A 21761-nucleotide genomic window follows, 5' to 3' on the forward strand; every position below is an offset into this window, starting at 1 on the left:
AAAGCAGGATGTTTCGACGTCCGCATAGCGGATTCCTCCCTCTCGTCGAACATGAAATGCGTCGATTGCGGCACGAAACATTTGTCGCCCGTTCGTGATCCTTGGTCGCAAATCGCGCGCGTTGGGAGGGGACGGATCTAGACTGGCATCACAACGCGCCGACGCGCCGCCAATCGCGGGACCGATCAGAATGAAGACCAGACTCACCGCGCTTATGTTCAGCATGGGGCTGGCGCTGCCGTACGCAATGTCGGCAGCGCATCCCGTTCAGGCTCAAGGGGCTGTCCACCGACAGGCGGACGTTGATGCGCTGTTGACCGCCGATCGCGCCTTTGCTGCTGCGGCAGAGTCACAGGCCTCCCCTGTGGCGCTTGGTGCGATGTTTGGCCCCGACGTCATCTTCACGACCGAGGAAGGCAAGCTGTTCCGGGGTAAGCAAGCAGTGGTCGCCGCGATTGCGGCTGATCCTGCCCTGTCCGGCGCAAACGTCACCTGGCAGCCGGTGCGCGGTGGAATTTCCGCCGATGGCCAGCATGGATTTTCCTTTGGCTTCATGACGGCTCGCGCTGTCGATGGCGGGGAATTCCAGCTCAAATACCTGGCCTACTGGATCAGGCGTCCTGAAGGCTGGCGCATCGCGGGCTACAAATATGTGCGCCGACCGGACGGCGATGTGCCGACGGGGATCATGGCGCCGCTGCTCCCGAATCATGCCATCAGCGTCGAACCTGCAAGCAGCGATCATCACGCGGAGAGCCTCGTGGCCGCCGAAAAGGGCTTTTCGGACGAGGCGCAGACGGTCGGGCTGGCGGCCGCTTTCGCCAGGCATGGCGGGCCGGATTCGATGAATATGGGACGAAAGGCCGCCTTCACCATAGGCTCGGAGAATATCGCGCGCGAACTGTTCGGCGCGCCTCGGCCGGGCAGCCCGATCCAATGGTCATCGGATGGGGTGCTGGTGGCGTCGAGCGGCGATCTCGGCCTGAGCTGGGGCGCAATCCGATTGAAAAACGCAAATCCGCCTCAGGCCATCGCGTTCTTCACGATCTGGCGGCGCGATGGGCCGAACGAGCCCTGGCGTTACATCGCAGAGTAGAACGCGAAGCTTGCATTTCCTCCCGCGGAGCCGAAAAGCGGCGCAATGAAATCCGCACCCGATATCGCCGCGCTCGAGAATCTCGATACCCGTTTGCGCTGGCTCTCCGCCTGGACCATCCACAATGCCAACCATGTCCGTGAGAGCCGCGACGGGCTGAAGGTCGGCGGGCATCAGGCGAGCTGCGCCTCGATGACCGCGATCATGGCGGCGCTCTATTTCCATGCGCTCGGGCCCAATGACAAGGTTGCGGTGAAGCCGCATGCGGGGCCGGTGCTGCACGCGATCCACTATCTGCTCGGCAATCAGTCTGTCGAGCAGTTGCAGGCCTTTCGTGCACTCGGCGGCGCGCAGAGCTATCCAAGCCGGACCAAGGACCGGATCCCGGTCGATTTCTCGACGGGCTCGGTGGGGCTGGGTGTCGCGATCACCGCCTTTGCCAGCCTCGTGCAGGATTACCTGATCGCGCATGGCGGCATGGCGGAAGCCGATGCTGGCCGCATGATCGCGCTGATGGGCGATGCCGAGCTCGACGAGGGTAATATCTATGAATGCCTGATCGAAGCGTACAAGCATCAGGTGCGCAATTGCTGGTGGATCGTCGACTATAACCGGCAATCGCTCGACGCGACCACCGCGGACCGCATGTTCCGGCGCTTCGACGACATCTTCGAGACCTGCGGCTGGCGCGTCATGACGCTGAAGCACGGGCGGTTGCAGCGCGCAGCGTTCGAGGAACCGGGCGGCGAGACGCTCAGGAACTGGATCGACACCACGCCCAATGCCGAGTTCGCGGCGCTGACCTATCAGGGTGGCGCGGCATGGCGCGAACGGCTGCTCAGGGACATTCCCGAGGCGGCCGGGCTCGTCGGCAGGCGCGACGACGACGCGCTCGCCCGGCTGATGACCAATCTCGGCGGGCATTGCCTCGAATCGCTGGTGGAAGCATTCGACGCCTGCCAGGACGATGTGCCGACGATCTTTATCGCTTATACCGTAAAGGGTTATGGCCTGCCCTTCGCAGGGCATAAGGACAATCACTCGGGCCTGATGAACCCTGCGCAGATCGAAGGCTTGCGCGACCAGCTCGGCATTGCGGCGGGCGCGGAATGGGAGCCCTGGGCCGGGCTGGGCGACAATGCCACGAGTGCGGCGCGCGCGCTGGCGGAAGCATCGCCCCTGGTGCGCGACAAGCGCGACAAGGCGGCGGTCATCGACGTGCCCGCAATCACGCCGCCCGAAGGCGCGGAGCAATCGACGCAGGCCGCGTTCGGCAAGATCCTGCTCGATCTCGCCAAGGGGCGCTCGGCCTTTGCGGAGCGGATCGTCACCACTTCGCCAGATGTTACCGTCTCGACCAATCTCGGCGCGTGGGTGAACCAGCGCGGGCTGTTTCGTCGGCAGGACATGGAGGATGTTTTCCAGAAGGCGCGCATCCCCTCCGCTCAGAAATGGGGCGGCAGCGCCGCCGGCCAGCATATCGAGCTGGGCATTGCGGAGAACAACCTGTTCCTCATGCTGGCCGCACTTGGCCTTGCGGGCGACGTATTCGGCGAGCGGCTGTTCCCCGTCGGCACGGTCTATGATCCCTTCATCGCGCGCGGGCTCGATGCGCTCAACTATGCCTGTTATCAGGATGCGCGCTTCATGCTTGTCGCGACGCCCTCGGGCGTCACGCTCGGGCCCGAGGGCGGCGCGCACCAGTCGATCAACCCGCCGCTGATCGCGATGGGGCAGCCCGGTCTGCGTCATTACGAACCCGCCTTTGTCGACGAACTGGCTGTGCTGATGGGGGAGGGGTTCCGGCTGATTCAGGCGCTGGACGGTGAAAGCGTCTATCTGCGCCTCACGACGCGCAGCATCGCGCAGGTCGAACGTGCCGATGATGACTGGAAGGCTGACGCGATTCGCGGCGGCTACTGGCTGCGCAGGCCGGGTGCGGGGGCGGAAGCCGCGATCGTCTATTGCGGCGCGATCGCGCCCGAGGCGCTGGCGGCGTGGGAGGCGATGGCCGAGGAGATGCCGGGGCTCGGCCTGCTCGCGATCACCTCGCCCGATCTGCTCCACCGCGAGTGGTCAGCGGTCGAGGCCGCGCGCTGGAAGGGCGGCGCACGCAAAGCGTCGCATATCGAGGCGCTGTTGTCGGCACTGCCCGCCGGGGCGGGGTTGGTCACGATGCTCGACGGTTCGCCCGCCGCGCTGTCCTGGCTTGGCGGCGTGCGTGGCCAGCGCGTCGTCCCGCTCGGCACTGACCGCTTTGGCCAGACGGGCGATCTCCCCGACCTCTACCGCGCCTATCGGCTCGATGCCGAAGCGGTAACCGAAGCGATGGCGGCGCTGCTCGCCTAATCCGCGGCGGTCGTCGCCATGTCGGTGTTTTGCCGGCTGAGGCGATGTTCGCGCCAGACGATGTAGAGGCCGCTGGCGACGATGATCGGGGCGCCGATCCATGTCGCGGCGGTCGGCAGCGCGCTGAAGAGCAGCCAGCCATAGAGTGTCGCCCAGATCAGGCTCGAATAGTCCATCGGCACAACGAGCGACACCGGGCCCCAGCGCAGTGCACCGGTCAGCGCCATCTGGCCCAGCCCCCCTGCGACACCGACGCCGATCAGCAGCAGCCATTCGGTAAGGTCATGCGGCTGGGCGAAGAAGGCATAGACGATGCCCGCCGGAATGATGGACAGGAGCGAAAACCAGAAGACTGTGGTCGGGGCGGTCTCGGTGCGGCCGATCTGGCGAAGCAGGATACTGACCACCGCGATCATGAAGGCGGCGGTGAGGCCGACGATCGCACCGATCAATGGAAAATGGTTGCTGCCCGGCTGGACGACGACCAGCACCCCGATAAATCCGACCAGCACGGCACCCCAGCGGTGGATCCCCGCCCTCTCGCCGAGAAATGCGACCGAGAGAATGGTGGCGAATATCGGCACGGTGAATCCGAGCGTCGTCTGTTCGGCGAGCGGCAGCAGGATGATCGATCCGAACGTCGCGATCATGCCGAGCAATCCCACCACGGTGCGTACGACATGCGCGCCGATCCGCGCGGTGCGGAGCGAGCCCAGCCCCGGTCCCGCCATCACCCACAGGATCACCACGGGCAACGCGAAGAACTGTCGGAAGAAGATGGCTTCGGCAAGGTGAACGCCGCGGGTCGACGCCAGCTTGATCAGCGCGCTCATGCTGGCGAGGAAGAAGACAGCGGTGAGGCGCAGGCCGAGCGCGTAAAGGGGACGGTGCGGATGCGCTGCGGTTTGGGCCATGCGAAGCGCCTTGTTACAGATTGTCCGAAAAATACAGCCCGTCATTGCCGCAGAACGGGTATTCCCGCTTTCGCGCGAGGGACGATCTGGTTTAAGGCGGCGCCTCAAAACCCATGCACCGTCGAAAGTAGATCCGTGAAACACGCGCTCAACGTCACCCGCGAACAGGACTTCGCCGCCTGGTATCAGGCCGTCATCGCCGAGGGCGATCTCGCCGAGGAATCGGGGGTGCGCGGCTGCATGGTCATCCGTCCCTGGGGCTATGGCATCTGGGAGCGCATCCAGAAGCTGCTCGACGCCGAGATCAAGGCGACGGGGCACGAAAACTGCTATTTCCCGATCTTCATCCCGCTCGGCTATTTTGCGAAGGAAGCCGAGCATGTGGATGGTTTCGCGAAAGAAATGGCGGTCGTTACGCATCATCGGCTGGTCGCGGACGGCAAGGGCGGACTGATCCCCGATCCCGAAGCGAAGCTTGAAGAACCACTGGTCGTGCGCCCGACCTCGGAGACGGTGATCGGCACCGCCTTCGCGCGCTGGGTGCAGAGCTGGCGCGATCTGCCCGTGCTCATCAATCAGTGGGCGAACGTCGTGCGCTGGGAGATGCGCACGCGCATGTTCCTGCGCACCAGCGAGTTCCTCTGGCAGGAAGGCCATACCGCGCACGCCAGCGAAGCCGAGGCGCGCGAGGAAACGCTGAAGATGCTTGAAGTCTATCGCGCCTTTGCCGAGGATTGCGTGGCGATGCCCGTGGTTGCGGGCGAGAAGCCCGAGCATGAGCGCTTCCCCGGTGCGGTCGCGACCTATTCGATCGAGGCGATGATGCAGGACGGCAAGGCGCTCCAGGCCGGCACCAGCCACTTCCTCGGCACCAATTTCGCCAAGGCGCAGAACATCAGGTTCCAGAACAAGGAAGGCGAGCTCGAACTCGCCCAGACGACGAGTTGGGGCATGTCGACGCGGATGATTGGCGGGCTGATCATGACGCATGGCGACGATGACGGCCTGCGCGTGCCGCCGCGCGTTGCTCCGCACCAGATCGTCATCGTGCCGATGCTGCGCGACAATGACGAGGACGAGGCCGTGCTTGATTACTGCAAGGCGCTGGTCCGCGATCTGAACGCGCTTTCGGCGTTTGGCGAGCCGGTGCGCGCGCTGCTCGATGCGCGTGCCCAAAAGGCGTCGAACAAGCGCTGGGCGTGGGTGAAGAAGGGCGCGCCGCTGATCGTCGAGGTCGGCCCGCGCGACGTGGCAGGTGGCAATGTCTCGGTGCTGCGCCGTGACCGGCTCTACGACCAGGGCGGCAAGCTGGCATCGGAAATCCGGCCGCAGGGCGAGTTCGTCGGCGCGGCGACGGCGGCGCTCGAGGATATCCAGTCCTCGCTCTTCGCCGAGGCGAAGGCGCGCACCGATAGCAACATTACGCGTGACGTGACCGATTTCGCAGGGCTCAAGGGCTTTTACGAAAAGGCGGGCAAGTTCGCCGGCTGGGTCGAAGTGCAGTGGTCGAAGCCGACGGGCGCCGAGCTTGAGGACATTGTCGAGAAGCTCAAGGGTCTGAAGCTCACCATGCGTAACGTCCCCAACGACGCGAAGCCCGTCGACGGGGCGTGCTTCTTCACGGGCGCGGCTGCGGTGGAGCGAATCCTGATCGGGCGCGCTTACTGAGCCATTCGGTGACGCGCCGTTCCAGCGAGGGATCGGCGCCAAGCCCCAGTTTGCTGCGCCGCCAGAGTATGTCCTCGGCGGCGCGCGCCCATTCGCGCGTGACCATCCATTCGAGCTCGATCTCGGTCAGGCCCGCGCCGAGATCCTCGCCCATGTCTGCCTCGGCCGCGACTTCGGCGAGCATGTCGCGCAGCAGCGTCCCATAGGCGCGCGCCATGCGTTCGGCGCGCGCGTCGCCCAGAAAGGGCCATTGCGTGCGGACCTCGGCCAGAAAATCGGAAAAATGTGCGATGTCTCCGCCGGGGAAAGCACGGGCACGTGTGACGACGCGGGGCGTGAGCTCCAGCACCGGCCCAAGCTTGCCGAGTGCTTCCTCCGCAAGATGGCGTGCGGTCGTGATCTTGCCGCCGAAGACAGAGAGTAGCGGTGCCCCGGAATCGTCGAGTTCAAGCACATAGTCACGCGTCACCGCCTTCGCGTCCGATGTCCCATCGTCATAGAGCGGGCGGACCCCCGAATAGGTCGCGACGACATCGCCCGGTGCGATCTGGCGCGCGAAATAGCGGTTCGCGGCGGCGCAAAGATAGGAGATCTCCTCCTCCGAGATCGCTACCTGCTCAGGCGTGTCCACGGCAATATCGGTGGTGCCGATCAGCGTGGAGTCATGGCCGTACGGGATCGCAAAGACGATCCGCCGGTCGGGCTGCTGGAGCATGTAGGCGTGTTCGCCGGCGAAAAGCCGCGGCACGATGATGTGGCTGCCGCGGACCAGCCGGATGCGATTGCGGCCATCTGCGCCAAGTGTGTGCAGCAATTGTTCGACCCATGGCCCCGCCGCATTGACGACCGCACGCGCCATTATGGTGCGCCCGTCCGACAGCATCGCATGGCATAGCCGGTCTTTGATATCCGCGCGCAGCAATGCGGTGCGCGTGGCGATCTCCGCACCGTTGGCGGCCGCGTCCACCGCGTTGAACAGGGTCAGGCGTGCGTCGTCGACCGCGCAATCCCAGTAGAAGAAGTGGTGGCCCAGCGGATTCTTGAGTTGTGCGGTGAGTTCCTTGGCGTCGATTAGGCCGTCTCCTCGTGAACGAGGCAAGCTGCTACGGCCGCCAATCGTGTCGTAGAGCAGCAGCCCCAGCCGCACGAGCCACCATGGCCGGACGGCATGCGCATGTGGCAGCACGAACTGCATCGGGCGGATCAGGTGCGGCGCCGCATGAAGCAGCAGTTCGCGCTCCTTGAGCGCCTCTCGCACCAGCCGAAATTCGTAATATTCGAGATAGCGCAACCCGCCGTGAATGAGCTTGGTCGACGCCGATGAGGTATGCGCGGCGAGATCGTCCTTCTCGACAAGCAGGACCGAAAGGCCGTTGAGTGCGGCCTCGCGCGCGATCGCGGTGCCGTTGATGCCGCCGCCGACGATGAGAAGATCGTGGACCATTTGCCCGTCTTATCCGTTGGACGGCCGGTCGTGAAAGCCTATGTGGATAGAATGGCGAAACAAAAGCACACGGGCCTTCCGACCCGCCAGCAGATCCTGGATTTCATCACGGGGTCCGACCAGCCCGCGGGCAAGCGTGAGATCGCCAAGGCTTTCGGGCTGAAGGGGCAGGAGAAGATCCAGCTCAAGGCGCTGCTCAAGGACATGGCCGATGAAGGGCTGATCGACAGCGCCCCCGGTCGCGCCTTTCACAAGATGGGCGGGATTCCCAAGGTGACCGTGCTGCGCGTCACCGATGTCGATGAGGACGGGCAGGCCTGGGCCGTGCCCGAACGCTGGGAGGCGGAAGGGCCCGAGCCGCGCCTGCGTCTCAAGGAAAAAGGCCGAAAGGGCGCTCTGGGCGTCGGCGACCGCGTGCTCGCGCGCACCGAGGAGGCGGGCAAGGGCTGGATCGCGCATCCGCTCAAGCAGCTCGCGCGCGGGTCCGAGCTGATGATGGGCGTGATCCACGACGAGGGCGGCAAGTTCTGGCTCAAGGGGCTCGACAAGAAGGAACGCCGCGACCTTGCTATCTCCGATCTTGGCGGCGCGGAAGCGGGCGATCTCGTGCTCGCCGAAAAGACCGGGCGGCCACCGCGCATCACCGCACGCGTGACGCAGAAACTGGGCGATCCGTTCGAGCCGCGTAGCTTCTCGCTGATCGCGATCCACAAGCTCGGCATACCGCACGTCTTTTCCGACGAGGTGCTCGAAGAGGCGAAAACCGTCGCAAAGCTCGATCTCGGCAAGGATCGCGAGGATCTGCGCCACCTGCCGATCGTCGCGATCGATCCCGCAGACGCACGCGACCATGATGACGCGGTTTGGGCGGCACCCGATGAAGACCCGGCAAATTCTGGCGGCTGGAAGGCGATCGTCGCGATCGCCGATGTCAGCTTCTATGTGCGTCCGGGCTCAGCGCTCGACCGCGAGGCGAAGAAGCGCGGCAACAGCGTCTATTTTCCCGATCGCGTCGTGCCGATGCTGCCCGAGATATTGTCGGCGGACGTCTGCTCGCTGAAGGCCGGGCAGGACCGCGCGGCGATGGCATGCCATCTGACGATCTCGAAGGATGGCCAGATCAAGGGCTGGCGTTTCACGCGTGCGGTGGTGCGGCTGTCGGCGAACATCGCCTATGAGAACGCGCAAGCCGCGATCGACGCTGCGGGCGAAGAACGCGTCGATGTCACGTCGTCGCCCTGCGCGCTGGATCCCGCGGATCTGTCGAGCCACGGCGTCGATCCGGCATTGGTCGAGAATGCGCTCAAGCCGCTCTGGGCGTGCTGGCGCGCGCTCTACAAGGCGCGTGAGGCGCGCGAGCCGCTCGACCTCGACCTGCCCGAACGCCAGATATCGCTCGATGAGAAGGGGCGCATCCTCTCGGTCGCGCCGCGCGAGCGGCTCGATGCGCACAAGCTGATCGAGGATTACATGATCGCGGCCAATGTCGCGGCGGCGAAGGCGCTCGAGGCGAAGAAGGCGCCGGTTATGTACCGCGTCCACGAACCGCCCGCGCGCGAGAAGCTGGCGGCGCTCAAGGAGTATCTCAAGACCTTCGGGCTCGAATTCGCGCTTGGGCAGGTGATCCGCCCCGCGACCTTCAATCACGTGATCGCACGCGTGGGTGAGGCCGATCACAAGCCGCAGGTCATGGAGCAGATCCTGCGTACCCAGACCCAGGCCTATTATGCCCCCGTCAATCAGGGCCATTTCGGGCTGTCGCTAGGTTCCTACGGGCATTTTACATCGCCGATCCGCCGCTATGCCGACCTTGTCGTGCACCGCGCGCTGACGGGGGCGTACAAGCTGGGTGAGGGCGCGCTGACCGCCGACGAGGCGGCCTCGATGCCGCGCATTGGCGAGATGATCAGCCAGCTCGAGCGCCGCGCGATGGAGGCCGAACGCGACACGATGGACCGCTATGTCGCCGCCTATCTGAGCGAAAAGGTGGGCGAGATACTCGACGTGCGCATCACCGGCGTCCAGAATTTCGGCTTCTTCGCGACGGTCGAGGGGCTGGGCGGCGACGGGCTGGTGCCCGTGCGCGATCTTGGCGGCGAGTATTTCCGCTATGACGAGACGACGCACAGCCTCACCGGCGAGGACAGCGAGACGGTCTATACGATCGGGCAGCGGCTGCAATTGCGGCTCGCCGAAGCCAATCCCGTGAATGGCGCATTGCGCTTCGAGCTTCCCGAGGGCCGGGGCGCGGCGCCGCCACCCCGGAACAACCGCGACAAGCGCGGGCGGCCGATCATCAGGCGCGGTCGGCCGGCCAATATCCGGCACCAGGGGAAGCGGCGCTAGGGGAAGCGGTGCTACGCGATCCGCTCGGGCACTTCAGCGGCGTCGCGCAATATGCTTGTGCGGTCGGCAACGGCCTCCCACGGGAAGACGAACCAGTCCTTGGTGACGGTGCGATCGATGCTACGCGCGTAATAGTCGACGCGCTCGGTCGAAGTGACATTGTCGATCAATACCGCATAGCGGATGTTGTCGGCCACACTGCCCGCCGCCCGGAGCGCACGCCGGATATGGCCGATCGTGCGCCCGCTGTCGTTTATATCGTCGACCACGAGCAAGTGCGCGCCATCCCGCGTCTGGCCCGCAAGTTTGCCAAGCAGCCGATCGCCAAAGCTCTCAATGCCAGTCGAATGATCGACCGAGAGCAGCGGGAGGCCGCACGCATGCGACAGATAGGTTGCGGGCACGAGTCCCCCGCGTCCTATTCCGATGATGAATCCGGGCTGCCATTCGCTGTCGGCAAGCGCAGTCGCGAGCGTGTGGATATCTGCCACGAACGTATCATATCCGACGGGAGTAAGGACGGGATCGGTCATGGCGACCGATGATAGCGCCAAGCCGGGTGGCCGCAATCGCAAGGTCATTGAATTGCGATCGCGCGGGCTCTATCTCCACCGACGAACAGCAAGTGAAGGAAAGTTCGATGCGGATCCAGCGACTGACAGTCATTCCTGCCAGCCAGATCGAACCGGATTCCGCATATGTCTTCGCTTGTTACCTTCCGCAATGTGAGCTTTTCGACCGCTGACGGTCGGCCACTTTTTACCGACATAACAACCGGCTTCGGGCGCGAGCGTGCGGGGCTGATCGGCCGCAACGGCGTGGGTAAGTCGACGCTGCTCCGCCTCGCCGCGGGCGAGTTCGCGCCGGGTTCGGGCGAGGTCGTCCGCACGGGCGTAGTCGGCACGTTGCGCCAGATCGTGCAGGTTGCGCTGCACGAAAACGTCGCGGATCTGTTCGGCGTGCGCCGGGTGCTCGATGCAACCGCGAGGGCGGAGGCAGGCACGGGGTTGGCCGAGGATCTGGCTGAGGCCGACTGGACGATCGCGCCGCGGATCGAGGAAGCGCTTGAGCAGGTCGGGCTCGCGGACGTGACCGTGGACCGGCCACTCGCCAAACTCAGCGGCGGGCAGCGCACGCGCGCCGCGCTGGCCGCGCTCATTTTCGCGGAACCCGACCTGATCCTGCTCGACGAGCCGACCAACAATCTCGATGCCGAGGGGCGTCTGGCTGTGGCGCGCGTGCTGCGCGACTGGCGCGGTGGCGCGATCGTCGTCAGTCATGATCGCGCGCTGCTTCGTGAAATGGACCGGATCGTCGAGCTGACGACGCTGGGGCTGAAATCCTATGGCGGGGACTGGGAGCACTATGCCGCGCAAAAGGCGGAGGAGCTGGCGACCGCCGAGCGCCAGCTCGACAATGCGCAGAAGGAGACGAAGCGCGTCGAGCGCGAGGTGCAGGTCGCGCGTGAACGCAAGGCGCGGCGCGATGCGGCGGGTCGACGCAACGCCGCAAAGGGCGGCATGCCGAAGATCCTTCTCGGCGCGCGCGAGGATCGCGCCGAGCGGAGTGGTGGCAGCGCCAGCCGCCTCGCCGACCGGCTGCGCGGCGAGGCCGCCGAGGCTCTGGACGACGCGCGGGCAGGCGTCGAGCAACTGCGCGCGCTGCGCTTCGAGATTGCGCCGAGCGGCCTGCCCGCGGGGCGCACGGTGCTCGCCTTCGATCAGGTGACGGGCGGTCCCGCGCCCGATCACGCGGTGCTGCACGATTTGAGCTTCACGATTGTCGGACCCGAACGCGTGGCGCTGACCGGCCCCAATGGCTCTGGAAAATCGACCCTGCTGCGGCTCGCGGCCGGTCAGCTAGCACGGTCTTCAGGTCAGATTCGGCGCGGCCGCGTGGCGCTGCTCGACCAGCAGGTCGCGCTGCTCGATCCCGCGCAGACGATTCTCGACAATTATCGCCGGCTCAACCCCGGAGAGAGCGAGAATGGCTGTCGCGCGGCGCTCGCGCGCTTCCTCTTTCGCGCCGATGCGGCCTTGCGCCGGGTTGGCGAACTGAGCGGCGGCGAGATGCTGCGCGCCGGGCTGGCCTGTGTGCTCGGGGGTAGCGCACCGCCCGAGCTGCTGATGCTCGACGAACCGACCAACCACCTCGACATCGCCTCGACCGAAGCGGTGGAGGCGGCGCTCAACGCGTTTGATGGTGCATTGCTCGTGGTCAGCCACGACCGCGATTTCCTCGACGCAATCGGGATCACTCGGAGTATCGCCCTGAAGGGTTAGGCAGCGACGGTGTCGGCGAGTGCGTTGTGGACATCCATCGCGATGCTGAACGAGCGCTTGCGCGCCTCATGATCGAACATCTGGCACGCGATGATCAGCTCGTCCGCATGTGTGCGCTCGAGGAAAGCCGCCACCTTGCGCTGCACCGTGTCGAAAGATCCGATCGCCGAGGCCTGCAGCACATGATCAAGCATCGCGACCGCATTGGGGGGAAGCGTGTCGCGATAGCCGGGAACGGGCGGGGGAAGCTGGCGCGGATTGCCCGTGCGCAGCGCGACGAACGCCTGCTGCATCGAACTCGCGAGCAGTTCGGCCTCTTCGTCGGTATCCGCGGCGAAGATATTGAATCCCGCCATCACATAGGGTCGGGCAAGCTGTGCGGAGGGCTGGAAGTTCCGCCGGTAGAGCGCAATCGCCTCGTCCAGATCACCCGGCGCGAAATGCGAGGCAAAGGCATAGGGCAGGCCGAGGATCGCGGCGAGCTGCGCTCCGAACAGGCTTGAGCCGAGGATGTAGAGCGGCACATTCTCGCCCGCGCCGGGCACCGCCATGATGCCGAGCTGCGGATCGCCTGCCAGATAGCCCTGAAGCTCGACCACATCGCGCGGGAACTGGTTGGGGTCGGTGTCGAGATTGCGTCTCAGCGCACGCGCCACCGTCATGTCCGAGCCAGGCGCGCGGCCGAGGCCGAGATCGATGCGTCCGGGATGGAGCGCGTTCAATGTCCCGAACTGCTCGGCGATTACCAGCGGCGAATGGTTGGGCAGCATGATCCCGCCCGCACCGACGCGGATCGTCGCGGTGCCGCCTGCGACATAGGCGAGTGCGACCGCGGTCGCGGCGCTCGCGATCCCCGCCATCCCGTGATGCTCGGCCATCCAGAAGCGTTTGTAGCCAAGCGCCTCCGCATGGCGCGCGAGATCGAGCGAGTTGGCGAGCGCCTGCCCCGCATTGCTGCCTTCGACGATCGAGGAGAGGTCGAGTACCGAGAATGCTGTCATGCGGCTGAATATGGTGCGGTATCCTGCAAGGGCAATGATCGGATATCTGTTGCCGCAGAGAGCAGAAGTTTTGGCCGCGCCATACACCGCACACCTGCCGTCATCCCGGACTTGATCCGGGATCCATGAACACGATTTCGATCGTCATTCGGACAGGTTCGTGTTCATGGATGCTGAATCAAGTTCAGCATGACAACTTGTGCGCGCGTCGAACCGGACTTACCCCAGCGCCTTGACCTTTGCGCGGAAGCGGTGGAGCAGCGGTTCGGTATAGCCATTGGGTTGCGACACCCCCTCGAACACCAGCGCATGCGCCGCCTGAAAGGCGAGGCTCTCATCCTCGCGCCCCGACATCGGCTGATAGAGCGGATCGCCCGCATTCTGACCGTCGACCTTCTCAGCCATGCGCCTGAGCGCCGCCTCGGCCTGATCGGTGGTGGCGACGCCGTGGAGCAGCCAGTTGGCCATGTGCTGTGAGGAGATGCGCAGCGTCGCGCGATCCTCCATCAGCCCGATATCGTTGATGTCGGGAACCTTGGAGCATCCGACGCCCTGATCGACCCAGCGCACGACATAGCCGAGAATGCCCTGCGCGTTATTGTCGAGTTCGCGCGTGATCTCGTCCTGGGTCCAGTTGCGGCCGAGCGCGAGCGGCACGGTCAGTAGCGCGTCGAGCGATGGGACGGCGTCGCCCTTGAGTCGCTCCTGCACCGCAAAGACATCGACCTGATGATAATGCAGCGCATGCAGCGTCGCCGCGGTAGGTGAGGGCACCCAGGCGGTGTTGGCGCCCGCCCTGGGGTGCCCGATCTTCTGCTCCATCATGTCGGCCATGCGATCGGGCGCGGCCCACATGCCCTTGCCGATCTGCGCGCGGCCCGAGAGGCCGTGCTTCAGGCCGATGCGGACATTGCGGTCCTCATAGGCCTGGATCCAGGCGCTTGTCTTCATTTCGGCCTTGGGGATCATCGGCCCCGCCTGCATCGAGGTATGCATCTCGTCGCCGGTGCGGTCGAGGAAGCCCGTGTTGATGAAGCAGATGCGGTCCCTCACCGCATGGATGCACGCGGCGAGATTTGCCGATGTGCGGCGCTCCTCGTCCATCACGCCGACCTTCAGCGTATGGCGCTGAAGCCCAAGCAGGTCCTCGACCGCGTCGAACAGCCGGTTGGTGAACGCCGCCTCGTCCGGCCCGTGCATCTTGGGCTTTACGATATAGACCGAACCCGCCTTGCTGTTGCGCAGGCCGCCCACGGCTTTCAGGTCATGGAGTGCGATCAGGCTGGTGACGATGCCGTCGAGAATACCCTCGGGCGCCTCGCCGCCATCGGGCAGCGTGATTGCGGGGGTCGTCATCAAATGCCCGACATTGCGCACGAAGAGCAGGCTGCGGCCGGGCAGCGTGACGACCGATCCGTCAGCCGCAGTATAGTTGCGATCGCCGTTCAGGCGCCGCGTCATCATCGCGCCGTTCTTCTCGAACGTATCTTCCAGATCGCCCTTCATCAGGCCGAGCCAGTTGGCATAGGCGGCGACCTTGTCCTCGGCGTCGACCGCCGCGATCGAATCCTCGAGGTCGCAGATCGTGGTCAGCGCGGATTCGAGGATGACGTCGGCGATCCCCGCGGGATCGTCCCTGCCGATTGGATGATTGCGGTCGAAGACGACTTCGATGTGAAGCCCGTTGTGGCGGAACAGGCGGCCGAGCTTGGACTTGCCGACATATTGGCCGGGGTCACGGATCGCGATGCCCTGTTCGGGGTTCGCCAGATCCGCCCAGCTTCCTTCGGCCAACGGCACCGCCTCGTCGAGAAACGCCCTGGCGCGCGCGATCACCTGCGCGCCGCGCGCCGCGTCATAGCCCTTGCCCGCAGGGGCGCCCGGGATCGCGTCGGTGCCATAGAGCGCGTCGTACAGGCTTCCCCAGCGCGCATTGGCGGCATTGAGCAGGAAGCGTGCATTGAGGATGGGGACGACGAGCTGCGGCCCCGCGAGCGTCGCAACCTCGGCATCGACATTAGCGGTGCCGATCGCGAAGGGCGCGGGTTCGGGCGCCAGATAGCCGATCTCTTCCAGAAAGCCCCGATAGGCATCGCCGTCGATCGGCTGGCCGACGCGCTGGGCATGCCAGGCGTCGATCTTTTCCTGCAGCGCGTCGCGCTGTGCGAGCAGCGTCCGATTTTCGGGGGCGAAGTTCGCGAAGATGGCGGCGGTGCCCGCCCAGAACGCATCGGTTTCGATGCCCGTGCCGGGCAGGGCACGGCTTTCGATGAAGTTCGCGAGCACCTCGGCAACCTTCAGCCCGGCGCGATCGACCATCGTCATCCTGATTCTCCATTTGGCAACGTACAGCCGCTCTAGCAGGCACGCGATTTGATCGGTAGACGATCAAAATAGAAAGCTGTTTCAACTCTGGTGAAAAAATGGATCAGGACTACGCGCTGTTCGTCCGCGTCGTGGAAAGCGGCAGCATCTCGGCCGCGGCGCGCGCACTGAGGCTCTCGCCCGCAATGGTCTCCAAGCGGCTCGCACGATTGGAAGCCCGGCTGGGCACGCGGCTGGCGCACCGCACGACACGGCGGCTCGTCACGACCGAGGCGGGGCAGCGCTTCTACGACGATCTCGTTCGCATCCTCGCCGCGGCGAGCGAGGCCGAGGCGCGTATCGCGGGGCACGGCGTACCCGCCGGACGACTGCGCGTGACCGCGCCGACCTCGTTCGGGCGCATGCATGTGGCGCCTCACATCAAGCCCTTTCTCGACCGGCATCCGAGGATAGCGCTCGAACTCGATCTCAGCGACGGTTTTACCGACCTGATTGGTGGTCGCTTCGATCTGGCGATCCGGATCGGCGGTGCGGTGGAAGGCAATCTGGTCGCGCATCGGCTGGCGGCGAACCGGCGTATCCTGTGCGCCGCGCCCGGCTATCTGGCAGAGGCAGAGGCACTCATGACGTTGCCCGACCTCGCGCGCCACCATTTGCTCGCCGCCGAGAACCAGTTGCCCTGGCGTATCGAGGGACCGGACGGGTTGACCGTGATCGACGGGGAAAGCGTGGTGCGCACCAATTCGAGCGAAGTTGTCCGCGAGCTCGCGATCAGCGGCATGGGCATCGCGCTGCGCTCGACCTGGGATATTGCCGAAGAATTGCGCCGCGGAAAGCTTGTCCGCGTGCTTCCGACGCATGAGGGCGCAACCGATGTGAGCATTCAGGCGGTCTATCCCCGCGCTGAACTCACCCCTGCGCCCGTCCGTCTGTTCGCAGAATGGCTCGGATCGATTTTTGCGCCCGTTCCGCCATGGGAGGATGCGCGATAGCGTCGGGGGTCAGGCGGCGACGCACCAGATAACGAGCGCGAAGCGCGCCAGGCCTGCATTCGGCAGCGTGCGATGCGGCGTGAAGCGATCGAGAAACAATGCGCTGCCGGCGGGACATGCGGGTTGCGCGCGCGGCAAGTCGGCGAGGGTCGCGTCCTCGATCCGATATCCGTCATCACGCACATGCGGAAAGGGCGCGGCGCGCTTTCCGGCGATCAGTTCGAGCCCGCCGCTGTCCGGCCCCGTATCCATCAGCGGCAGCCATGCGGTGATGCAGACTCGCCCGCAGTGCGTTTCATCAGCAATGGCGACGTCCGAATGCCAGCCATGGCGCTCCTCGGGGAACGCCGCGATGCTGGCGCGCACGCGCACGATGGCGTCGGAGATTTCGCGTCCCGCAAGCCGCTCGGCGGCGGCGCGAAGCATGCAGGACTGCGCCAGTGTGGACAGGCGCCGGCCATGATGCGCGTCGGTGCAAAGCGCGAGGCGCAGCAGGTTCGCATAGGGACGATCGCGGATCGCGATGCCGTCCAATCGGCCTTCGAGCGGAAGATCCGGCCGACTGTGCTCGAATGGCAGGTGCAGGGCGCGCGCGACGCGATCGATATGATCGCTGATGTCGTCGCGCGCGGCAGTCACCAGTTCGGGATCGAAAAGCGATACCGTATCATAGCCCTGCACATCGAAAGCTGCATTCGTCATCGTCAGCCGGACGCTCCATGCGGTCGTGAGCTTCTGCCTTTGCAGCGGGCTCCGGTCGATGCAACCCTTAGAACGAAAGCCGTTACTTCCCGGCGATCACGGCAAGCGCGGCAAGGATCGCCTCGGTGTCCGCACCCGGTTGCGGAAGTGCCGATGCCGCCGCCGCCAGTTGTCCGTCGAACGCGATCGGGAGCGCGGGCAGGCGCGTTTCGCGGCCATCGGGCAGCGTTACGGGTTCGAGCGCGCCCGAGGCGTTGAGATGCGGATCGTCGAACATGTCTTCGGGCTTGCCGATCGGCGCGAAGGGCAGGCCGGTGCCTTCGAGCCGTTCGATCACCTCGGCGCGCGTAAAATTCGCGATCAGCGCGCGGATCTGCGGCAGGATGCGGTCGCGCTGGAGCACGCGCTCGTTGTTCCTGCGCAGACCTTCATCCGCCCAGAGCTCGTCGAGGCCGAAAAGCTTGCAGAATTTTTCCCACAGTGCATCGGTGACGACGCCGATGAAGACGGGATCGTCCTGCGTCTCGAACACGTCGTAGATCGCCCACGCCGAGATGCGCGCGGGCATCGGGCTGGCGGGCTTACCGGTGACCGCGAGCTGCGCCATGTGCTGGCCGACGAGATAGACGGTGGTTTCGAACAGCGAGGCCTGAACGAGCTTGCCCTTGCCCGTGCGGTGCCGCTCCTCGAGCGCGGCGAGTACGCCGATGACGCCGAACATGCCGCCTGTGACGTCGATCACGCTCGATCCGGCGCGCAGGGGCTGGCCCGGTGGGCCGGTCATATAGGCAAGGCCGCCCATCATCTGCGCCACTTCGTCCAATGCGGTGCGCTTTTCATAGGGGCCGGGGAGGAAGCCCTTGGCCGAGCAATAGATCAGCCGCGGATTGACTTCTGACAGCGCGTCATAGCCGAGCCCGAGCCTGTCGAGCGCGCCCGGGCGGAAATTCTCGATCAGGATATCGGCATCGGCCGCGAGCGCCTTCGCGGTCGCAAGGCCATCTTCCGATTTGAGGTCGAGGCTGATGCTCTTCTTGTGGCGGTTGTACATCGGGAAATAGCCCGCGCCCGAACCCAGCAGAGTGCGCGTCTTGTCGCCCTCGGCGGGCTCGACGCGGACGACTTCGGCGCCAAGCGCTGCAAGGATCGCACCCGCGGCGGGACCCATCACCATATGCGTGAACTCGACGACTTTGAGGCCGGCGAGCGGCTGTGGCGCGCTCATGCCGCCACCTGCGCGAAACCGAGCGGCAGGCCCGCATCGGGCGTGAAGCCATAGAGCGGCTCGCCGGGCAGCGCATCCGCGATGATCCCGCGCACCTTCAGCAGCTTTTCGAGGTCGATCCCGGTTTCATAACCCATGGCCGCGAGCATGAAGACCAGGTCCTCCGTAACGATATTGCCCGATGCGCCCGGCGCGAAGGGGCAACCGCCAAGGCCGCCCAGCGAGGCGTCGAGCGTGGTGATGCCTTCCTCAAGCCCCGCAAGCGCATTGGCGAGACCAAGCCCGCGCGTGTTGTGAAGGTGGAGCGTATTGAGCCTGTCCGCGCCGATCTCCCCCTTCACACGGCGGACGAGGCGCTTCACCTGCGCGGGGTTGGCATAGCCAGTCGTGTCGGAAAGCCCGACCTCTACCGCGCCCGCCTCGATCGCGGCGGTGGCAAGGCGGACGACATTGTCCTCGCTCACCGGCCCCTCGATCGTGCAGCCGAATGCGGTCGCGAGGCCAACCTCGAAATGCGGTCGCGCTTTGGCGGGCTGCGCCGCGACCAGTTCGGCAATCGCGCGGATCTCGGCCACCATCGCGGCGTGATCCTTGCGGACGTTCTTCAGGCTGTGCGTTTCGGACATCGAAAAGGGGATCGACATCTTTTCCGCGCCCACGGCGATCGCGCGCTCAGCGCCCTTCAGATTGGGAACGAGCACCGCGACCGAAAGCCCTTCGATCCCCTTCGCGAAGGCGATCAGTTCGGCGGTGTCGGCCATCTGGGGGAGGAGCGAGGGCGGCACGAAGCTGCCCACCTCGATCTCGGGCACGCCAGCCGCCGCTTCGGCGGCGATCCACGCCTTTTTGGCTTCGAGCGGCATCACCCTGTCGATGCTCTGCAACCCGTCACGCGGGCCGACCTCGCTGATATGAATACGCGTCATGCGGGCAATTCTCCGAGATAGATCCACGGCCGCGCCTTCCGGTCGGCGGCCTGAAAGGCGGTAATTTCCGCCCTGCGCTTGAAGGTGAGGTCGATCGCGTCGAGCCCTTCGAGGAGCATCGCGCGCGCTTCGGCGCCGATATCGAACGACCAGTGGCGGCCGTCACCAAGGCTGACGCGCTGCTGTTCGAGGTCGACCGTGACCGGACCGCCATCCGCCGCGATCTCCGCGACCGCCTCGGCGGGAAGGACGACAGGCACGATGCCGTTGCGCGTGCAGTTGCCCGCGAAGATCGGCGCGAAGCCGGGCGCGATCACCGCACGGATGCCATATTCGGCAAGCGCCCAGACCGCGTGCTCGCGGCTCGACCCGCAGCCGAAATTGGTCCCGCCAAGGATCATCTGTGCCTCAGCGAAAGCGGGCTGGTTGAGTATGAATTCGGGATTGGGATCCCGCCCGCCCGGCGTCAGATAACGCCAGGCCGAGAACAGCCCTTCGGCAAGCCCGGTCTTGCCCGTGCTCTTCATCTCGCGCGAGGGGATGATCGCGTCGGTATCGATATTGTCGCGGATCAGCGGCGCGGCGATTGCTGTCAGCTTCGTGAAGGGCGTCATGCGGCGATCTCCCGCGGATCGGCGATGCATCCCGCGATAGCACTTGCGACCACCGTTTCGGGGCTTGCGATATGCGTTCGGATACCCGGCCCCTGCCGTCCCTCGAAATTGCGATTGGTCGACGAGACGACGCGCGAACCTGCGGGGAAGCTTTCGCCGCCCGCATAAAAGCACATCGAACAGCCGCTCATCCGCCATTCGAAGCCCGCCTCGACGAAAACCTTGTCGAGTCCTTCGGCCTCGGCGGCGCGGCGCACCGCCATCGAGCCGGGAACGACGAGCGCCTTCACGCCGTCGGCGACATGATGGCCTTTCAGCAGCGCGGCGGCGCGGCGCAGATCGGAGAGGCGGCCATTGGTGCAGCTGCCGATAAAGGCCGCGTCGATCGGGATGCCCGCGAGCTTCTGCCCCGGCTCGACGCCCATATAGGCGACGGGGCGCTCGGGCGGATCGGCGGGCACCTGCCCCGAAATGCCCGCGCTGTGTTCGGGCGAGGTGCCCCAGCTCACCATCGGTTCGATTGCGGATGCGTCGATCGTGATCTCGGCATCGAACGTCGCGCCCTCATCGGTGGCGAGCGTCCGCCATTCGGCGATTGCGCGATCGAGCATCGTGCCTTTGGGCGCGTAGCGGCGGCCCGCGATCCAGTCGAAGGTCTTGGCGTCGGGCGCGATCATGCCCGTCATCGCCGCGAATTCAGTCGCCATGTTGCAGAGCGTCATGCGCCCTTCCATGTCGAGCGCGGTCACCGCCTCGCCGGTGAATTCGATTGCGTATCCCTTGCCGCCGCCCGCGCCGTGGCGCGCGATCAGCGTCAGGATCATGTCCTTGGGAGTCACGCCCGGCGCCAGTATGCCGGTGAAGGTGACGCGCATCGTCTTCGGGCGCGTGAGGCGCAGCGTGCCCGTCGCCATCGCATGTTCGGCCTCCGAAGAGCCGATACCCCAGGCGAGCGCGCCGAAGGCGCCCTGCGTGCAGGTGTGGCTGTCGGGCGCAATCAGCGTGCAGCCGGGCAGCACGATGCCGAGTTCGGGGGAGACGACATGGACGATGCCCTGATCGGGATCGGTCACGTCGAACAAGGTGATACCGGCCTCGATGGCGGCGGCGCGCGTCTCGGTGATGAAGGCCTGCCCACCGGGCATCAGCGTCTGGTCGCCACGCCCGGGGCGCGTGTCGACGATATGGTCCATCACGCAGAACACGCGCGAGGGATCAGCGACCGGACGGCCTGCTGCCTTCAGGCTGTTGAGGGCAGCGGCGCCGGTACGCTCGTGGAGGAAGATCCGGTCAATGGCGATCAGCTCTGCGCCGCCGCCGAGACCGGCAACGACGTGCCGGTCCCAGATCTTTCCGAACAGGGTCTGTGGATCAGACAGCCTGTGCCTCCATTTCCTTCTCGATCGCCGCCCAGTCACGGCTGACCAGCTTTTCCTGGATCGCGGTCCGCGTTTCCAGATTGCCGTTGCGGATCCAGTGCCAGGTACGGCAGCGCGACTGGCCATCGTCCGAAAGCTGGATCATCTCGTAGAGATAGAGGCTCGGATCGCCCTGACGCTGCCAGTAGAGCATGACGGTACGGTTATACTCGTCGAGGCCGACTTCGGCAGCCCAGCCCTTGATCAGCTCATTGTCCCACCAGACGCGCTTGTCGTGATAGGCGGCGGGAAAGTCGCGAATGTCGGTGCGGCCATCATCCCACGTATAATGGTTGGTCTGGTGATAGGGGTGCTCGCCATCTTCCTTGAAGCGGCAGAACAGGCGCGACTTGTGCTCGTCGATCTTCTCGCCGGCCGCGTTGTAATAGGTGTAGACGCCGTCCCACACGCCCTCATGGCGCGCCAGCAGCGGCATGTCTTCGCGAATACCCATATTAC

Annotated in this window: 17 protein-coding genes; 6 read left to right on the forward strand and 11 right to left on the reverse strand. The window is 65.4% G+C overall.

The genetic code is table 11. The features are described from left to right. The first annotated feature begins 190 nt into the window (after window positions 1–190). Window positions 191–1096, forward strand: coding sequence for a nuclear transport factor 2 family protein (locus tag MKI88_RS00810; protein WP_241628454.1), 906 nt, complete (start codon window positions 191–193; stop codon window positions 1094–1096). Between the two features lie 45 nt (window positions 1097–1141). Further along, on the forward strand, window positions 1142–3445 hold the full coding sequence (locus MKI88_RS00815) for a transketolase (protein WP_241628456.1): 2304 nt from the start codon (window positions 1142–1144) through the stop codon (window positions 3443–3445). Here MKI88_RS00815 and MKI88_RS00820 read toward each other — a convergent pair. After that, window positions 3442–4359, reverse strand: coding sequence for a DMT family transporter (locus MKI88_RS00820; protein WP_241628458.1), 918 nt, complete (start codon window positions 4357–4359; stop codon window positions 3442–3444). The two genes, MKI88_RS00815 and MKI88_RS00820, sit on opposite strands and share 4 nt — an antisense overlap. 135 nt (window positions 4360–4494) lie before the next feature. On the opposite strand from MKI88_RS00820, the gene proS reads away from it, so the two are divergent. After that, complete coding sequence (gene proS, locus MKI88_RS00825) at window positions 4495–6027, forward strand: proline--tRNA ligase (RefSeq protein WP_241628460.1); 1533 nt, start codon at window positions 4495–4497, stop codon at window positions 6025–6027. Here the strand turns inward: proS and glpD are convergent. Beyond that, window positions 5978–7471 carry a glycerol-3-phosphate dehydrogenase gene (glpD, locus tag MKI88_RS00830; RefSeq protein ID WP_241628461.1) on the reverse strand — a complete coding sequence of 498 codons (1494 nt, stop codon included), beginning with the start codon at window positions 7469–7471 and terminating at the stop codon, window positions 5978–5980. The two genes, proS and glpD, sit on opposite strands and share 50 nt — an antisense overlap. Window positions 7472–7522: 51 nt before the next feature. On the opposite strand from glpD, the gene rnr reads away from it, so the two are divergent. Beyond that, complete coding sequence (rnr, locus tag MKI88_RS00835) at window positions 7523–9817, forward strand: ribonuclease R (protein WP_241628463.1); 2295 nt, start codon at window positions 7523–7525, stop codon at window positions 9815–9817. Window positions 9818–9828: 11 nt separating this feature from the next. Here the strand turns inward: rnr and MKI88_RS00840 are convergent, their stop codons facing one another. Continuing rightward, window positions 9829–10350 carry a phosphoribosyltransferase gene (locus MKI88_RS00840; protein ID WP_241628465.1) on the reverse strand — a complete coding sequence of 174 codons (522 nt, stop codon included), beginning with the start codon at window positions 10348–10350 and terminating at the stop codon, window positions 9829–9831. A 165-nt stretch (window positions 10351–10515) separates the two neighbouring features. Between MKI88_RS00840 and MKI88_RS00845 the strand changes: the two genes are divergently transcribed. Then, on the forward strand, window positions 10516–12099 hold the full coding sequence (locus MKI88_RS00845) for an ABC-F family ATP-binding cassette domain-containing protein (protein WP_241628467.1): 1584 nt from the start codon (window positions 10516–10518) through the stop codon (window positions 12097–12099). On the opposite strand, the gene MKI88_RS00850 is transcribed toward MKI88_RS00845, so the two are convergent. Both MKI88_RS00850 and MKI88_RS00855 read right to left on the reverse strand, forming a co-directional pair. Next, on the reverse strand, window positions 12096–13100 hold the full coding sequence (locus tag MKI88_RS00850; protein ID WP_241628468.1) for an LLM class flavin-dependent oxidoreductase: 1005 nt from the start codon (window positions 13098–13100) through the stop codon (window positions 12096–12098). The genes MKI88_RS00845 and MKI88_RS00850 overlap by 4 nt on opposite strands. A gap of 219 nt (window positions 13101–13319) precedes the next feature. Beyond that, entirely contained in the window at window positions 13320–15419 is a 2100-nt protein-coding gene (locus MKI88_RS00855) for a malate synthase G (protein ID WP_407073282.1), read from the reverse strand. Between the two features lie 104 nt (window positions 15420–15523). Here MKI88_RS00855 and MKI88_RS00860 point away from each other — a divergent pair, with 104 nt between their 5' ends. Then, window positions 15524–16417: a LysR family transcriptional regulator gene (locus tag MKI88_RS00860; protein WP_241628472.1), complete on the forward strand. Its 894-nt coding sequence runs from the start codon at window positions 15524–15526 to the stop codon at window positions 16415–16417. Between the two features lie 9 nt (window positions 16418–16426). Here MKI88_RS00860 and MKI88_RS00865 read toward each other — a convergent pair whose 3' ends face one another. The 6 genes from MKI88_RS00865 to MKI88_RS00890 all read right to left on the reverse strand — a co-directional run bounded on the left by MKI88_RS00865 (window position 16427) and on the right by MKI88_RS00890 (window position 21756). Beyond that, window positions 16427–17119: a phytanoyl-CoA dioxygenase family protein gene (locus MKI88_RS00865; protein ID WP_241628474.1), complete on the reverse strand. Its 693-nt coding sequence runs from the start codon at window positions 17117–17119 to the stop codon at window positions 16427–16429. Between the two features lie 82 nt (window positions 17120–17201). After that, a complete protein-coding gene (locus tag MKI88_RS00870; RefSeq protein ID WP_241628476.1) occupies window positions 17202–18344 on the reverse strand; it encodes a CaiB/BaiF CoA-transferase family protein in 1143 nt (380 codons plus the stop codon). After that, window positions 18341–19270 carry a hydroxymethylglutaryl-CoA lyase gene (locus MKI88_RS00875; protein WP_241628478.1) on the reverse strand — a complete coding sequence of 310 codons (930 nt, stop codon included), beginning with the start codon at window positions 19268–19270 and terminating at the stop codon, window positions 18341–18343. The genes MKI88_RS00870 and MKI88_RS00875 overlap by 4 nt, the downstream gene beginning before the upstream one ends. Beyond that, window positions 19267–19884 carry a 3-isopropylmalate dehydratase small subunit gene (leuD, locus tag MKI88_RS00880; protein ID WP_241628480.1) on the reverse strand — a complete coding sequence of 206 codons (618 nt, stop codon included), beginning with the start codon at window positions 19882–19884 and terminating at the stop codon, window positions 19267–19269. Before leuD ends, MKI88_RS00875 begins: the two co-directional genes overlap by 4 nt. Then, entirely contained in the window at window positions 19881–21302 is a 1422-nt protein-coding gene (locus MKI88_RS00885; protein ID WP_241628482.1) for a 3-isopropylmalate dehydratase large subunit, read from the reverse strand. The genes leuD and MKI88_RS00885 overlap by 4 nt, the downstream gene beginning before the upstream one ends. Further along, window positions 21256–21756 (reverse strand): DUF3598 domain-containing protein, encoded by a 501-nt coding sequence (locus tag MKI88_RS00890; RefSeq protein WP_241628485.1) that lies wholly within the window; start codon window positions 21754–21756, stop codon window positions 21256–21258. The genes MKI88_RS00885 and MKI88_RS00890 overlap by 47 nt, the downstream gene beginning before the upstream one ends. Window positions 21757–21761 lie beyond the last annotated feature (5 nt).

Source organism: Sphingomonas sp. LaA6.9 (assembly GCF_022601895.1).
GTDB lineage: Bacteria > Pseudomonadota > Alphaproteobacteria > Sphingomonadales > Sphingomonadaceae > Sphingobium_A.